Source organism: Pseudomonas sp. BF-RE-25 (assembly GCF_019956105.1).
In the GTDB taxonomy this organism is placed as follows: domain Bacteria; phylum Pseudomonadota; class Gammaproteobacteria; order Pseudomonadales; family Pseudomonadaceae; genus Aquipseudomonas; species Aquipseudomonas migulae.
Window position 1 is genome coordinate 1 of record NZ_JAHBDB010000088.1, and the last position, 14,239, is coordinate 14,239.

At 59.1% G+C, this 14,239-nt stretch carries 14 protein-coding genes and 1 rRNA gene; 9 read left to right on the forward strand and 6 right to left on the reverse strand.

Annotated features, from left to right (window positions below; genetic code table 11):
- The 4 genes from rrf to KGB24_RS27605 form a co-directional block, all read left to right on the forward strand.
- A 5S ribosomal RNA gene (gene rrf, locus KGB24_RS27590) occupies positions 1-97 on the forward strand; the annotation flags it as partial.
- A gap of 147 nt (positions 98-244) precedes the next feature.
- Positions 245-904 carry a paraquat-inducible protein A gene (locus KGB24_RS27595; protein ID WP_008025803.1) on the forward strand — a complete coding sequence of 220 codons (660 nt, stop codon included), beginning with the start codon at positions 245-247 and terminating at the stop codon, positions 902-904.
- Positions 891-1,514 carry a paraquat-inducible protein A gene (locus tag KGB24_RS27600; RefSeq protein ID WP_008025805.1) on the forward strand — a complete coding sequence of 208 codons (624 nt, stop codon included), beginning with the start codon at positions 891-893 and terminating at the stop codon, positions 1,512-1,514. The genes KGB24_RS27595 and KGB24_RS27600 overlap by 14 nt, the downstream gene beginning before the upstream one ends.
- Positions 1,507-3,810 (forward strand): intermembrane transport protein PqiB, encoded by a 2,304-nt coding sequence (locus KGB24_RS27605; RefSeq protein ID WP_223415237.1) that lies wholly within the window; start codon positions 1,507-1,509, stop codon positions 3,808-3,810. Before KGB24_RS27600 ends, KGB24_RS27605 begins: the two co-directional genes overlap by 8 nt.
- Before the next feature lie 197 nt (positions 3,811-4,007).
- Here the strand turns inward: KGB24_RS27605 and mksF are convergent, their stop codons facing one another.
- The 3 genes from mksF to mksB are packed head-to-tail and all read right to left on the reverse strand — an operon-like array spanning position 4,008 to position 8,813.
- Positions 4,008-6,848 carry an Mks condensin complex protein MksF gene (mksF, locus tag KGB24_RS27610; protein ID WP_008037179.1) on the reverse strand — a complete coding sequence of 947 codons (2,841 nt, stop codon included), beginning with the start codon at positions 6,846-6,848 and terminating at the stop codon, positions 4,008-4,010.
- Entirely contained in the window at positions 6,845-7,546 is a 702-nt protein-coding gene (gene mksE, locus KGB24_RS27615; protein ID WP_223415238.1) for an Mks condensin complex protein MksE, read from the reverse strand. The genes mksF and mksE overlap by 4 nt, the downstream gene beginning before the upstream one ends.
- Positions 7,536-8,813, reverse strand: a complete 1,278-nt coding sequence (gene mksB, locus KGB24_RS27620; RefSeq protein ID WP_008025814.1) for an Mks condensin complex protein MksB — start codon at positions 8,811-8,813, stop codon at positions 7,536-7,538. Before mksB ends, mksE begins: the two co-directional genes overlap by 11 nt.
- 219 nt (positions 8,814-9,032) lie before the next feature.
- Between mksB and KGB24_RS27625 the strand changes: the two genes are divergently transcribed.
- Together KGB24_RS27625 and rimI are read left to right on the forward strand one after the other, a co-directional pair.
- Positions 9,033-9,773: an energy transducer TonB gene (locus KGB24_RS27625; RefSeq protein WP_223415263.1), complete on the forward strand. Its 741-nt coding sequence runs from the start codon at positions 9,033-9,035 to the stop codon at positions 9,771-9,773.
- Positions 9,766-10,218: a ribosomal protein S18-alanine N-acetyltransferase gene (rimI, locus tag KGB24_RS27630; protein WP_008025817.1), complete on the forward strand. Its 453-nt coding sequence runs from the start codon at positions 9,766-9,768 to the stop codon at positions 10,216-10,218. Before KGB24_RS27625 ends, rimI begins: the two co-directional genes overlap by 8 nt.
- A 137-nt stretch (positions 10,219-10,355) precedes the next feature.
- Here the strand turns inward: rimI and KGB24_RS27635 are convergent, their stop codons facing one another.
- Positions 10,356-10,760: a hypothetical protein gene (locus KGB24_RS27635; protein ID WP_008025818.1), complete on the reverse strand. Its 405-nt coding sequence runs from the start codon at positions 10,758-10,760 to the stop codon at positions 10,356-10,358.
- A 168-nt stretch (positions 10,761-10,928) separates the two neighbouring features.
- Between KGB24_RS27635 and can the strand changes: the two genes are divergently transcribed.
- Entirely contained in the window at positions 10,929-11,573 is a 645-nt protein-coding gene (gene can / locus KGB24_RS27640; RefSeq protein ID WP_008025819.1) for a carbonate dehydratase, read from the forward strand.
- Between the two features lie 12 nt (positions 11,574-11,585).
- Here can and KGB24_RS27645 read toward each other — a convergent pair whose 3' ends face one another.
- Both KGB24_RS27645 and KGB24_RS27650 read right to left on the reverse strand, forming a co-directional pair.
- Positions 11,586-12,098 carry a lysine methyltransferase gene (locus KGB24_RS27645; RefSeq protein ID WP_223415239.1) on the reverse strand — a complete coding sequence of 171 codons (513 nt, stop codon included), beginning with the start codon at positions 12,096-12,098 and terminating at the stop codon, positions 11,586-11,588.
- A gap of 181 nt (positions 12,099-12,279) precedes the next feature.
- Positions 12,280-13,452 (reverse strand): hypothetical protein, encoded by a 1,173-nt coding sequence (locus tag KGB24_RS27650; RefSeq protein WP_223415240.1) that lies wholly within the window; start codon positions 13,450-13,452, stop codon positions 12,280-12,282.
- Between the two features lie 143 nt (positions 13,453-13,595).
- On the opposite strand from KGB24_RS27650, the gene KGB24_RS27655 reads away from it, so the two are divergent.
- Positions 13,596-13,886, forward strand: coding sequence for a nucleotidyltransferase family protein (locus KGB24_RS27655; RefSeq protein ID WP_008025823.1), 291 nt, complete (start codon positions 13,596-13,598; stop codon positions 13,884-13,886).
- Positions 13,883-14,227, forward strand: a complete 345-nt coding sequence (locus KGB24_RS27660; protein WP_223415241.1) for a DUF86 domain-containing protein — start codon at positions 13,883-13,885, stop codon at positions 14,225-14,227. The genes KGB24_RS27655 and KGB24_RS27660 overlap by 4 nt, the downstream gene beginning before the upstream one ends.
- Positions 14,228-14,239: the final 12 nt, after the last annotated feature.

The following is a 14,239-nucleotide window of genomic DNA, read 5'->3' on the forward strand; positions in this document are numbered from 1 at the left end:
TGGAACCACCTGATCCCATCCCGAACTCAGCAGTGAAACGATGCATCGCCGATGGTAGTGTGGGGTTTCCCCATGTGAGAGTAGGTCATCGTCAAGATTAAATTCCGAAACCCCAATTGCGAAAGCAGTTGGGGTTTTGTTTTGCCCGCAAAAAAAAGCACGCTCCGCACGAGCACAAATTTGCACAGTTATTTTCGACTCAGGACACTAGAATAGGTCCAACTTTTTCGGAGTCAGTGCCTTTATGCCAGATCCGGTTGACGCCCCCGGGCTGTCAGAATTACCGCTGGACGACTTGGTGGCGTGCCATGAGTGCGACTTGCTGATGCGCAAGCCCAAGCTCGCCCATGGGGAGAAAGCCCTGTGTCCGCGCTGCGGTTACGAACTCTATGCCCACCGGCACAATGTTGTGCAACGTAGTCTCGCCTTGGTCATCTCCGCGCTGTTGTTGTACATCCCGGCGAACTTTTTACCCATCATGCAGCTCAATCTACTCGGGCAGTCGTCGCAAGATACTGTCTGGAGTGGCGTTGTCGGCCTGTTCGATACCGGAATGCAAGGCGTCTCAGTGATTGTGTTCCTGTGCAGCATGGGGATCCCGTTGCTCAAACTGCTTTGCCAACTGGCCGTGCTGCTGAGCATTCGTTTTGATATCGGCCGTAGTTACGGTTTGTTGCTCTATCGGATTTATCACCATCTACGCGATTGGGGGATGCTCGAGGTCTACCTCATGGGGGTGCTGGTGGCGATCGTCAAACTGGCAGATATGGCAGCAATCACCATTGGTCTCGGCTTGGCGTGCTTTATCAGTTTGTTGTTGGTCCAGGTCTGGTTGGAGGTCGTGATGTCGCCCCATCAGATCTGGCAGGCTTTATCAGGAGAGGATGCCCATGCGGGCGATTGATGCAGGCATTCTGATTTGTGCCGAATGCCATGAATTGAACAAGCAGGAAGCTGACACCGACGAGCAGGTCTGTACCCGCTGCGGTGCGCTGGTTCACGCCCGCCGCCCCAACAGCCTCGCTCGTACCTGGGCGTTGCTGATCACGGCGGCGATTCTCTACATTCCGGCCAACGTACTGCCGATCATGACGGTCAGTTCCCTCGGCCAGGGCGATCCCAGCACCATCATGTCCGGTGTGATCCAACTGGTTCAACACGGCATGATTCCCATCGCCGCCGTGGTTTTTATCGCCAGTATTCTGGTGCCCACGTTCAAATTGGTGGGCATCGCCTTGCTGCTGTTTTCGGTGCAGCGCCACCAGCCGCTTTCGGCTCGTCAACGGATTTGGATGTACCGCTTTATCGAGTTCATCGGTCGCTGGTCAATGCTCGATATCTTTGTGATTGCCATCCTGGTGGCGGTCGTGAATTTTGGACGGCTTGCCAGTGTCGAAGCCAATCTTGGCGCCATCGCTTTCGCCAGTGTGGTGATTCTGACGATGCTTGCCGCAGTAACTTTCGATCCCCGACTGATTTGGGATAACACGGAGTCGGACGACGACCATGACTGATTTGCCCACAGCGAAAACCCGACCGGCCTCGAACTGGTCAGCCATTTGGGTGTTGCCCCTGATCGCCTTGATCATCGGCGGCTGGCTCGGCTGGCGTGCCTACAACGAGACCGGCATCGAGATTCAGGTACGTTTTGAAAGCGGTGAAGGCATTCAGGCCAACAAGACCGAAGTGGTCTACAAAGGCATGTCGGTCGGCAAGGTGAAAACCCTCACGCTCGATGACGAAGGCGCCTCCAAAGGGGTGATCGCCACCGTTGAGATGAACAAGGACGTGGAGCAATACCTGCGGACCAGCACACGCTTCTGGCTCGTCAAGCCGAGCGTGACCCTGGCGGGTATCACTGGCCTGGAAACCCTGGTCTCCGGTAACTACGTCGCGATCAGTCCGGGGGAGGGCGAACCCACACGCAGGTTCAAGGCCCTGGCTGAAGAACCGCCGCTGTCGGATGCCCAGCCCGGGTTGCACCTGACCATCAAGGCTGACCGCCTCGGTTCGCTGAACCGCGGCAGCCCGGTGTTCTACAAGCAGATCAAAGTAGGCCAGATCAAAAGTTACTTGCTGTCCGAAGACCAAAGCACAGTTGAGCTCAAAGTGTTCATCGAGCCCACCTACGCCAAGCTCGTACGCAAACACACACGTTTCTGGAATGCCAGCGGCATCAGCATCGACGCCAACCTGTCTGGTGTGAAAGTGCGCAGTGAGTCCCTGGCCAGCATCGTCGCCGGCGGTATCGCGTTTGCCACGCCGGAAAACCGCAGGGACAGCCCGCCCACCGATCCGAGCCTGCCGTTCCGTCTTTATGAGGACTTCGATGCGGCGGCGGCCGGTATACGGGTCAAGGTCAAACTCAGCGATTTCGAAGGCCTGCAGGCCGGTCGTACGCCGGTGATGTACAAAGGCATTCAGGTCGGCAATCTGAAAGCGTTGAAGATCGATCCCGATCTGTCCGGTGCTACCGCTGAACTGACCCTTGATCCTCTGGCCGAAGATTACCTGGTCGAAGGCACTCAATTCTGGGTGGTCAAACCGTCGATCTCCCTGGCCGGTATCACCGGGCTTGAAGCGTTGGTCAAAGGTAACTACATCGCTGTGCGTCCCGGCGATAAAGGCGCAGCACCACAACGTGAGTTCGTGGCAAGGGCCAAGGCGCCGCCGCTGGATTTGCGCTCGCCGGGCCTGCACCTGGTGTTGTTTACCGAAAATCTTGGTTCGCTGGAAGTCGGCAGTCCGATTCTCTACAAGCAGGTCAAGGTCGGTTCGGTCCAGAGCTATCAGTTCTCGCGCAAGAAAAAACAGTTGGTGATCGGTGTACACATCGAAAAGGAATACGAAGGGCTGGTTAACGCCTCGACCCGATTCTGGAATGCCAGTGGCATTACGCTCACGGGCGGATTGACTGGCGGAATCCAGGTCAAAAGTGAATCGTTGCAAAGCCTGATGGCTGGTGGTATCGCCTTCGAAACCCCGCTGGCCAAAGCCCCGCTGCAAAAGAAAATCCCGCGTTTCCGTCTGTTCGCCAGCCATGACGAAGCCAACCAGAAAGGCGCCGTGATCACGATCAAGGTCGATCGCGCCGATGGCTTGCGCAGCGGCACACCGGTGAGATTCAAAGGTCTGGACGTCGGCAAGATTGAAGACGTTGACCTCACGGATGACCTGCAATCGGTGATGCTCACCGCGCGGATCACCGAAGTGCCAGAGCGTATCGCTCGGGCCGGCAGTCAGTTCTGGGTGGTCAAGCCCGAGCTGGGTCTGCTCAAAACGTCGAACCTGGAAACCCTGGTGACCGGCCAATATATCGAAGTGCAGCCGGCCGCGAAAAACCTCGGGTCGCAGAATAACTTCGTAGCGCTGGCCAATCCTCCTGAAACCGCCAAACAGGAAGCCGGGTTAAGTCTGGTTCTCAGCGCCGCTCGCCGCGGTTCGTTGAAAATCGGCGTACCAGTGACGTATCGCGAAGTCACCGTGGGCAAGGTGACGGGGTATGAACTGGGCCAGACGGCTGACCGTGTGTTGATTCACATCCTGATCGAGCCGAAGTACGCGCCGTTGGTGCGCAGCGGCACACGATTCTGGAACACCAGCGGTTTCGGTTTCGATTACGGTTTGTTCAAAGGCGCGACGGTTCGTACCGAATCGCTGGAGACGCTGATTCAGGGCGGCATCGCTTTCGCCACGCCGGATGGGGATCGCATGGGTAACCCGGCGAGAGCGGAGCAAACCTTCCCGTTGTTCGACAAGTTTGAAGATGAATGGCTGACGTGGGCGCCGAAGATATCACTGGGTAAGTAGTTGATTGGCGACCGCACTGCCGCCATCGCGAGCAGGCTCACTCCCACAGTGGATTTGTGTCAAACATACAACCTGTGGGAGTGAGCCTGCTCGCGATGGGGCCCTCAAGATCACCGAAGATACTAACGAAAGCCCACTAAAAAGGCCGCGATCCAATTGGATCGCGGCCTTTTTTATTGCCTTGGAATTAACGTCGATCAGACCGCATCCAGCTCCGGTTCATCCGCCTCAACGTTAACCACAGCCTTCACCTCATCGTGACGACGGATGTACTTCCAGTCCGCCTCATCGATGTAGATCCCGTTCGGCCCGCTACCCCCTTCCAGGTCAATCGCCACACTGGCGCAGACCTGCGGCTTCACACTCGCCAGAATCGGCACGAAGCCCAGTTGCAGACTGGTTTCCAGCAACGCGGCCTGGTTTTTCTCGTCGATGTCCGCCGCTTCGTCGAGGTAGTACGGTAGGCGCACGCGACCAGCCTGGTCACGGTCCATCAAGTGCAGCAACAAGTACATGTTGGTCAGCGCCTTGATGGTCATCGTCGTGCCGTTGGACGCAGCACCGTCGATGTCGGTGTGGATCACCGGTTGACCGTTGACCTTGGTGATCTCGAACGCCAGTTCGAACAAGTCCTTGAGACCAAGCTGGTTGTGGTTCGCCGCTACCAGGCGCGCCAGGTATTCCTTGGCTTCTTCGTTCTTGTTGTCCTGATCGGCGCTTTGGCTCAGGTCGAACACGGAGAGGGTTTCGCCTTCTTCGTACTGACCGGCGCTGTGGATGATCTGGTCGATGTGCTTGAGCGCTTCCTTGTTCGGCGCAAGCACGATGCGGAAGCTCTGCAGGTTGGAGACCTGACGCTTGTTGATCTCGCGGTTGAACAGCGCCAGTTGATGCTCGAGGCTGTCGTAGTCGCTGCGGATATTGCGCAGGGTCCGGGCGATGTCGGTAACCGCGGCGCGGCGTGCCTTGCCGAGGGTCAGGGCTTCGTCGGTGCGGTGCGCATACGCGTTGATCAGCAGTTGCAGGCGACGCTCCATATCGTCTTCGCTGTCGAACTTGGCCACGCCCTTGAGGCGCACCTGAGCGTACAACGCGTCGATCTGGCCATCGCTGCGCAGCAAGCCCTGCCAGCTGTCCTGATAGTCGTTGAGCAGCGGCAACAGGTTGTCCATGGAATCGTCGATCGGGTCCATGAACGGCGTGCCGAACGGCAGGTCTGCCGGCAACAACTGACGGCGGCGCAGGGCGTCGTCGAGGGTGCGTTGCTTGGCTTCCATGTCGCCGATCTGCCGGCCGACCAGTTGCAGCTTGGCCGACAGTTGCTGGACACGTTCGGTGAAGGCGTCGCTGGAGCGCTTCAGTTCTTCCTGCGCCGCTTCCATCTGCGCCAGTTGCTCAAGCTTGTCGTCTTCCTCGGCGCTCAGGGTTTGCGCGCGACGGAAATCTTCCAGGGCTTTCTGCGCGTCCAGCACTTGCTGGTACAGCGCTTCGGTCTGGGTCTTGCTCGCTGCGCGGTCGGCGACCACGGCAGCCTGGGTTTTCAGTTGCTTGAGTTCTTTTTCCAGGCGGTCTTTCTGATCGCGCAACGCGGCGCGGTCCGCCAGCGCCTGCAACGCCGGAGGTTCAATGTGCGAGATGTCGATGGACAGGCCCGGCACTTCGAAGCGCTCGCCTTTGAAGCCGTCGAGGATCAGCTCCATGGATTTGACCCACTGACCGTCCTCGTCCAGCGTGATGCCATGCTCGCCCAACGGCAGGCTGAACAGCGCGCTGTTGAACAGGCGCATCAGACGCTCGACATCCTGTTGCGAGAACTCTTCACGCAGACGGGCGTAGCTGTTGTTGTCGGCGTGATCGAGTTGCTGTTTCACCGACTTCAGGCGTTTTTCCAGATCGCGCAGACGCTCTTCCAGGTCTTCGGCAGAGAACTGCCGCGACTGCGCCAGCGCACCGGCCAGTTCATCGTGCGCGTCCTTGGCCGCGAGCAATTGCTGCTCCAGGACCTTGACGTCAGTCACCAACGCGAAGCGATGCTTGAGCACGGACAACTCGCCGAGCCAGCGCTGGATACCGGTGATTTCCCGCTCCAGACGCATCAGCTCCTGCGTGCCGCCACGCTGATCGTTTTGCAGCGCGTCCTGTTCGTTGCGGTAGTGCTCGGCCTGAATCGTCAGTTCTTCCTTGCGCGCACTGGCGTAGTCCGACCAGGTGCCGAGCAAGGAATCGAGCAGCGGCGAGATCCGGTGCAGTTTGCCACGCAGAATATTGCGCTGAGCAACGCCTGCGGCCAGCGCTTCAACCAGCGGGCCGGCGGTGACCAGCGAGTTGTAGTCCTGCTCCATGCGTCGTACATCGCGGAAGGCTTCTTCGCACGCAGCGATGTAATCGACGCTGCCGGAACGCAGGCTGTGTTCGAAAGCATCGAGGAACAACTGCTTGAGCTTGGCCGCGGTGATTTCGCGCATGTGCAGCAGGTTGATGAACAGCGCGCGGAAGGTCTTCAGGCTCTGCTCGCTGGTGGAACGCAGCGGAATCAGGGTCAGGTCCAGCGGAATCGAGGTGTGGCCGCCGACCAGCAAACGACGCAGTTCATCCGGCTTGAGTTCGTAGGCTTTCAGGCCTTCGCGCTCAAGGTTGGTGAACAGTTCTTTCTGGCGCAGGCAGGTGTCGTTTTTCTGGTAATGGGCCAGGTCGAGTTTGCCGGCATAGGCAAAGAACTGGTGACCGAAACCACCGCCCGGGCCGCGACCGACCACGCCGATCACGTGCGGGCCGTGGGGCAGCGAGACTTCCACCAGGATGTAACTGGTGTCCGAAGCGAAGTAGAAACGCCGGGACTGTTCCAGGCTGTACTTGCCGAAACTCATGTCTGACATGCGCGCCAGAATCGGGAACTGCAAGGCGTTGATCGAGGCGGATTTACCGAGGTTGTTCGCGCCGTAGACCGACAACGGTTCTTCCAGCGGAAACAGGCCGAGGCTGTAACCGGCGGTGTTCAAAAGGGCAAAGCGGCGAATGCCGTAGCGTTCCTTGCTCATGCGTCGGTCTCCTGTTCTTCGGTAATGGCGCGGGCCATGGCGTCTTCTTCGCTTTCTTCTTCGAAGTCGCTCAAGTCCAGCGGATCATCGGTTTGCAGCAGTTTTTCGTCGCTGTCGTCGTCGATCAGTACCGGAACCGGCAGCGGCAGCACGCTGTGCAGGCTGGCGGCCAGGTCACGGTCCTGCTGAACCGACAGGCACACGTCGAGGAAACGGTGCATCGGCGGCAGGAAACGGTAGACGCCGTTTTCTTCGCCGGCGAACCCAAGCTGTGTCATGCGGCGCATGATTTTTTCTTCGAGTTCTTCGACGGTCTGCACTTCGGCCTGGATGAACAGGTCGCGGTATTTTTCCAGCAACGACGGCAATTCATCGCGACCGAGGCTGCCGCCATCGAGCACGGCAATCGGGTCACGGCCCTGATCGGCCAGATGCTCGACGAGGATAAAGGTGAACAGCGCCAGACGCTGCGCGGTCTTGTTCACCGCAGCGGCGGCGAGGTCCGGCACAAAGTAGTAGAAACCGCGGGTGTCGCAGACCAGTTCAAAACCCAGTGCCTTGAACAGCGTGCGGTACTGGTCCTGGAAGTTCGACAGTTGCGCGTACAGCTCCGGATCGCGGCGGCTGACGTGGTAGCCCTTGAACAGCTCGCGAAAGATCGGTGCCAGCTGGGACAGTTCGGATAGATCAAGATGCATGTGGAATGCTCGCAGAATCCTCGGCGGCGGTGTCGCTGGCCGAGAGCAGGGCGAAGGAGCGCAGGCTGACCTGGTGCTCATGAGTGTGGTAATCGCGGCGTTCCAGACGCTCGCGTTTGAAGCGTTTTTCCCGCGACAGGCGCGAGAACCAGTACAGCAATTCGTCGGTGGCGCCGTTCGGTTCCTGTTCCAGCAGCCAAGTCATCAGGTCTGGCATTGGCAGCGCGTCTTCACAACGTTCAAGCATTTCGCGAACGGTACGTGGTGCGCGTGGCGCTTCGCCTTTCTGGGTCTTGTGGGCCTTGGGGAAACGCGCCGGTTTCGGCTCGAAACGGGCCAGCGCGTAGACGTAGGCTTCGACCTGACTGGCGCTGCCGAGGAAGGTGCTTTGCGGCCGGGTGAACATCGGCATCGCCGCTTGTGGCACCGCGTCGATACCTTTGCGACGGATGGCCGACAAGGCCAGCGCTGCGCCACGGGTCACGGCGTTGTGACGGCGAGCTTCTTCACGCAGCGGCAGCAGCAGTTCGCGAGCATGACGCAGCGTCAATTGAGCGCTGGTCTGCATTTCAAGGATACGTGCGTGGGTGCGCAGCAGCATGTCGTCATCGACCAGGTGGCCGAGGCGTTGCTGCTCGGTGAGCATCTTCAACAGGACATTTTCGACCTTGCGCACGCCTTGTTCGAAGGCGCCGTCGGCGTTCACCAACTGAATCATCGGCTCGACGTATTCGTCCCAGGTCGCCAGCACTTCGGCGTAACGCTGACGCAGCGGAATCTGCCGGTCGCTGGTCTTGGCGCGTTCGGCGACGGCCACCAGGGCCTGTTCGTCGTTGGCGAGCTTCTTCAGTACATCACGCACACGCATGTCGAGCAGGCGCAATTGGCGCGCCAGGTCGTGGCCGTCGCGGATGTCGAAGGCGTCCTGAATGTAACCGGCCAGGCGTTCGAGATGACGCAGATAGGCTTCGATTTCCAGGCACAGGCCCAGGCGGTGCTCACGGCGCAGGTAAGCGAGGAAGTCGTGGATCTGCGCGTTGAGCTCGAAACGGTTCGGGCTTTTCGCCACGGGAACCAGAATGTCGAGGCGGATCCACACGTCCAGCAGGCTGGTGATGTCCTGCGGCGTACTGTCGAGTTGCTGGGCGGCCAGTTGCGTGCGCAGTTCGTTGAGGCTCAGTGTGCCTTGGTCGAAGTGCTCGCACAGTGGCTCCAGAAGTGCCCAGTGTTCAGCGAGGGCGCGCAAGACGCGCTTGGGTTCGATCATCGGAATGGCCGGCTGGTTGGCGATTAAAAGCCGCGATTGTACTGCATCGGGACCGATGCGATTCACTCTCGGGACGGGCTGTAGCTGTTTCTAAGGGAAAGAGTATCGATCAAGCGCGGGCGATCTTGAGCGAAGGGCGGTAGAATCAGCGCACTTTAGTTATCCACAAGTGGCCGACCTTTGCTAATCGAGTCCCGTCGCCGCGCTTATTTGACCGCCATGCAGGTGGTCAACTGGCTGCCGCGTACCGAATTGCCCTTCGCCGCGCCCTCGCGGCCCGAGCTGCTGGAAATGCCGGAGCCGTTGGTCGTCGCGCCAGTGGCGCTGGCTCCAGTGGCCGATGCGCCTGTGGAACCTGTGGTCAAACCGGCCGAACGGGTAAAAATCGAGGTGCCGCGGCCATCGTTGGCCAGCACGCGCACCAACGCCAAGGTCGAAGAAGAAGAGGCACCGGTCGCGGTCAAGGCGCCGGTCGTGCCGCCACCGCGATTTGCCCTGCAATTGCTGCGCGCCGGTCGTTGCCTGCTGTTGGTGGAGTTACCCACAGGCGAAACCTTCCAGACCCGCGATCCCGCCTATCTGCTGCTCAAGGACATGTTGCGCGCCGCCGGTCTGCCGGACAGCCCGCAAATTGTCGGCGAACCGGTGCGCTGGCCATTGTTGGTTCGCGGCACCATGGATCAAGGCCCGGAAGCGGCTCGTGATTTCGTACAAGGTTTTCTCTCGGCCCGGCTGGAAGACGCACCGTGCGTCTGCGTGTGGCTGATCGGCCTGCCGGCGGTGCGTTTTGCCGGCGAGGCCAACGCCGAATCCTTCAATCGTGAACTTCAGGTCGAAGGCCTGGGCGCGGTCTGGGCCCTGCCGGGCCTGGAATTATTAATGGAAGAGCCACAGCGTAAGGCTGATGTCTGGCAAGCCATGCGTCGGCTGATGGCGCGCTGGAAAGAATCGAATGAGTGACGCTGTATCGTTTCGCCCGATGACCGAGGCGGACCTGGACGCTGTCCTGAAAATTGAATTCGCGGCGTACAGCCATCCCTGGACCCGCGGGATTTTTCTCGATGGGCTGGGCAAGTACCAGATCTGGCTGATGTTTGAAGGTTCACAGCAGGTCGGGCACGGTGTGGTGCAGATCATTCTGGATGAAGCGCACCTGCTGAACATCACCGTCAAACCGGAAAATCAGGGCCGTGGCCTGGGTTTGACGCTGCTGGAGCACCTGATGTCGATTGCCTACAAGGCTGAGGCGCGGGAATGTTTTCTGGAAGTGCGCGACAGCAATCGCTCGGCGTTCCGGTTGTATGAGCGGTATGGGTTCAACGAGATTGGCCGGCGTCGGGATTATTATCCGGCGGTGGGTGGGCGCGAAGATGCGGTGGTCATGGCCTGCACTTTGGTGGATTGAGCCTTAAAAGCTTCGCGGGCAAGTCGGATCGCCGCCCGCTCGCTCCTACAGGATTTCGGCGTTCACAAATGCAAGAACGCCACAAATCCTGTAGGAGCGAGGCTTGCCCGCGAAGGCGTCCTCATTGACACCCACGATCACCGATTCCCATCCAGCGGATCCAGCCGCGCCAGTTCTTCTTCATCCAGCCCATTACCCCCACCGATGTCATCTTCATCGACGATGCTCAAATCCCAATCGGCCCGGTAATCGTCACCGGCCTCATGCGCATCCCGCGCACCGTCTTCACGGATCAACGTTTCCGGGCTCATGTCATCATCGGTGGATTCATGATCAGCGGTCGAGGCGCCGGTCATGCCGGCTTCACGCACGCGCGCGCGCGGTATCAGTCGCTCGCGTTCCGTTTGCGTCAGTTCGTCGCCGATTTTCGCGCTGGGTTCTTCCTCGTCGAAATCCAGCTCCTGCAGCGAACCCATGCGGTCTTCGTTGTCGTCGATGGGCTCGGGTTGCGCCGCATCGTACGGACGTCGTGAATCATTCATGGTAATTCCTCATACTGTGAGCCTTACTACGGTAGACCCACTGGGCTGCCCGGAATTCCGCCGGCAGGGAACACCGGTAATATGCCTCATCGGCAATCTGCATCTTGCGCGTGACCCCGACGGGCGGTTGTCTGTCAAAGCAGCGCATCATTCTCGAGGCTTCATTGCATGAACGACTTACAAGATCTGATTGATAACAACGAGCGCTGGGCTGACGCGATCACCAAAGAAGATCCTGATTTCTTCGCCAAACTGGCGCGTCAGCAAACGCCGGAATTCCTCTGGATCGGCTGTTCCGACGCCCGCGTACCGGCGAACGAGATTGTCGGCATGCTGCCCGGTGACCTGTTCGTCCACCGCAACGTGGCCAACGTGGTGCTGCACACCGACCTCAACTGCCTGTCGGTGATTCAGTACGCGGTGGACGTGCTCAAGGTCAAACACATCCTCGTTACCGGCCACTATGGCTGCGGCGGCGTGCGTGCGTCGATGCAGGATCGCCAGTTCGGCTTGATCGATGGCTGGCTGCGGTCGATTCGTGACCTTTACTACGAGAAGCGCGAAGAACTCTCCAAACTGCCAACCGAAGAAGAGCGGGTCGACCGCCTCTGCGAACTCAACGTGATCCAGCAAGTGGCCAACGTCGGGCACACCAGCATTGTGCAAAACGCCTGGCACCGCGGGCAGAAACTGTCGATTCACGGCTGCATCTATGGCATCAAGGACGGTCGGTGGAAGAGCCTGAATGCCACCATCAGTGGTTTCGAGCAGTTGCCGCCGCAGTACCGCCTGCGTCCATTCGAGCCGCTGTAAAAGCCCCCGGCGTCATCGGCGCCAATTCTGGAAGAACAACTGGCCATCGGCATTCGGCGATTCGTTGTAGCCGGTGATCCAGCCACGGCAGCAAGGACAACCGCAACGGCAGGCAAACTGCCGCTGCAGCCTGTCTTCCGTCGTGGCGAAATCCATCGTCAGCCGATCACCTTTTTTGATGTCTTTGAGCGCCCATAACCACAGCTCACTCATGTCGGGATAGACCTTGGGATCGCAGGAGTGTCTGAGCAGGCCCAGGAAGCGCGGGTCATAGACATGAATGCCCGGCGCCATTTGCCGAGTGTGTCGGCAGCGATAGGGCAGCAAATGCCCGGAAATACGGCAGATTCGGCTGAACCGAGGGAATTCGCGCAAAGCGGCGACAGCGATTGGCTCTCTCTGGGCATTGTTGATGATTTGAAAGTCTTGCGTGGTAGGGAATCCCAGTCGAGGGGGCAATTCCATAAACGGATAGATGCCATTGAATGGCGGTGAGGTGATTCCTTGCTCAGCATGGGGTTTCATCACAATCCTTGTCGGCGGGGTGCTGCGACCTCCGTCAGCTGACATCCTGTCAGCCCTGCAGCACATGGGTACGCCTCAAGACTCTCGCAAAAAAAACCACCGGTCTACTGTCATAACTGACAGAGGAAAAGCGCGCGTTCCCACGTCAGCCAAGGCTCACGCAGGAACGCCGTTCAGTTTTTTACAGATGCGTAGCAGGCACTGCGGTCGCAGGCGTGGGGACCTTGAGCTGTTTGAGTTGAGCCTTGATCGGCGTCGTCGCGCATTTGGCCGTGGCTTGTCCAGGTGTCAGGTTGCGGATCGAGGTGTAGAACAGTTCGCAGGTTTTAACTGCCTGGGCCACTTGCCAGGTCTGGGTGCAACTTCTCAGCTCAATGTCTGGATTGCTGTCGAGGTCGCGGCCCATGGCGGCTTGCCAGCATGCGGCACTCAAGTCCTGGCCCATGACTTTCAGGCCCGCTGCGTCGGCCTGGGCCTGGGCATCTTTACCGGTGTAGCTGTCCGGGTCGGCGGCGTACCAGATGTAGCTCGGGTGGTTGGAACCCAGCACCGGCACTTTCACCCCTTCTTTCGGACTGATGGTTGCCAGGCCCAGCACGTTTACGGTCGGCCCGTATTGCTGCTTGATCCAGTTACGCACCGGCGCACCGAACGCGACCATCGGCAACGTGGCACCGCTGGCGTTCTGGCTGACTTCCTTGACCATGGTGGTCTGGTAGTCCTTGAAGTAGTCGTAGACGCCTTCCAGATCTTTGCCGGCGTTGGAGGGCGCGGCGATCGGGGCGATGTCGATGATGGTCTGGAAAGCCGGCGTCTGATCGGCAGGGATGCCGTTGATCGTCAGCAGCGTGGCCCAGCGATCGGTGGTCTTGGACTCCAGATAGTCCTGGGCCTGAGTCAGCGAGTAATCAGGCGGGAAGTGCAGCAACTCGACACTTCTACGGTTCTCCAGGGCCATGCCCAGCGGCAGGAACAAGTACCAGCTGTAAGCCCACTTGCCGTCGGCATTCAACTTGCTGGCGCCGGTATAAGCCAGATCGCCGGCATCGAGCAACGCTGCCAACGGCTTTTCATAGCCCCTGGGCACACCGGTGATTGCGGCATAGAGCTGATTGTTATCGGTTTTGACCTGCACCTTCGCATCGCTGTAACCATCACGCTGCACGCTCTGCGTCAGGTAATGCTCGACGGTTTGCTCCAGCGTCCAGTTGCGAAAGCAGATCACGTTGCAATTGTTGGGGTAAGCGAACAGCCGGGTGACGCGCTCGGTGCTGCCCAGCTTCAGATCGGCATCCGCCTGGGCGGCAGTGCTCAGGGTCAGGGCGGCAAGGGTGAGTGCTGCGAGTTTGAACATGCTCAGATCCTTTTCAGCGTGTGGGCCCCCAAAGCGGAGGCGAGTACAGTGCAATGCGACAGGTCAGCTTACAAGTGGCGCAGTGTTTACCTCACTCAAGCACTGCTAGACTGGCGCAATACTGCACTGGGTAAAGGTGAAAAATGAAGCCCTCCACCGCTCTTGATCTGCAACGAGCAGCCGTTCGCGAGGTTGTAGGCCGCTTTCGTACCGCCAACCCTCGGGTGTTTGGTTCGGCGTTGCTCGGAACGGATAAAGAGGGGAGTGACCTCGATTTGCTGGTAGATGCACTGCCTGGTGCCACTCTTTTCGATCTGGGCGGCCTTCAGGTCGAGCTTGAGGATTTGTTGGGAGTGAGTGTCGACCTGCTGACGCCCGGCGATCTTCCGTTGAAATTTCGCCAGCAAGTGCTTGAGCAGGCTCGTCCTGTATGATCGAAAACCGTCTCGGCGACTACCTTGAGCACATGCGTCAGGCCGCTGTGGATGCGCTGGTTTTTGTCGAAGGATTGAGTAAAGAAGAGTTCTTCGAGGACAAGCGAACCCAGCAAGCCGTCATCATGAGCCTCATCATTATCGGAGAGGCCGCGACAAAAATCATGGACCGCTACGCCGAGTTCGCCACGCAGAACACTCAGGTGCCTTGGCGCAGCATGCGGGGTATGCGCAATCGCATTGCTCATGGCTACTTCGATATCAATCTTGAAGTGGTATGGGATACGGTTCAGGCGGCCTTGCCTGAACTTCTGAAGGTGTTACCCACCGATCAAGCCTGATTGCACCTGCCT

Bases quoted from the DNA above. Each gene is read 5' to 3' on its own strand.
- KGB24_RS27605 (WP_223415237.1), top strand. From the start codon at position 1,507: ATGACTGATTTGCCCACAGCGAAAACCCGACCGGCCTCGAACTGGTCA.
- KGB24_RS27635 (WP_008025818.1), bottom strand. From the start codon at position 10,760: ATGAATGATTCACGACGTCCGTACGATGCGGCGCAACCCGAGCCCATC.
- mksF (WP_008037179.1), bottom strand. From the start codon at position 6,848: ATGAGCAAGGAACGCTACGGCATTCGCCGCTTTGCCCTTTTGAACACC.
- KGB24_RS27660 (WP_223415241.1), top strand. From the start codon at position 13,883: ATGATCGAAAACCGTCTCGGCGACTACCTTGAGCACATGCGTCAGGCC.
- KGB24_RS27655 (WP_008025823.1), top strand. From the start codon at position 13,596: ATGAAGCCCTCCACCGCTCTTGATCTGCAACGAGCAGCCGTTCGCGAG.
- mksB (WP_008025814.1), bottom strand. From the start codon at position 8,813: ATGATCGAACCCAAGCGCGTCTTGCGCGCCCTCGCTGAACACTGGGCA.
- KGB24_RS27645 (WP_223415239.1), bottom strand. From the start codon at position 12,098: ATGAAACCCCATGCTGAGCAAGGAATCACCTCACCGCCATTCAATGGC.
- rimI (WP_008025817.1), top strand. From the start codon at position 9,766: ATGAGTGACGCTGTATCGTTTCGCCCGATGACCGAGGCGGACCTGGAC.
- KGB24_RS27595 (WP_008025803.1), top strand. From the start codon at position 245: ATGCCAGATCCGGTTGACGCCCCCGGGCTGTCAGAATTACCGCTGGAC.
- can (WP_008025819.1), top strand. From the start codon at position 10,929: ATGAACGACTTACAAGATCTGATTGATAACAACGAGCGCTGGGCTGAC.
- KGB24_RS27625 (WP_223415263.1), top strand. From the start codon at position 9,033: ATGCAGGTGGTCAACTGGCTGCCGCGTACCGAATTGCCCTTCGCCGCG.
- KGB24_RS27600 (WP_008025805.1), top strand. From the start codon at position 891: ATGCGGGCGATTGATGCAGGCATTCTGATTTGTGCCGAATGCCATGAA.
- mksE (WP_223415238.1), bottom strand. From the start codon at position 7,546: ATGCATCTTGATCTATCCGAACTGTCCCAGCTGGCACCGATCTTTCGC.
- KGB24_RS27650 (WP_223415240.1), bottom strand. From the start codon at position 13,452: ATGTTCAAACTCGCAGCACTCACCCTTGCCGCCCTGACCCTGAGCACT.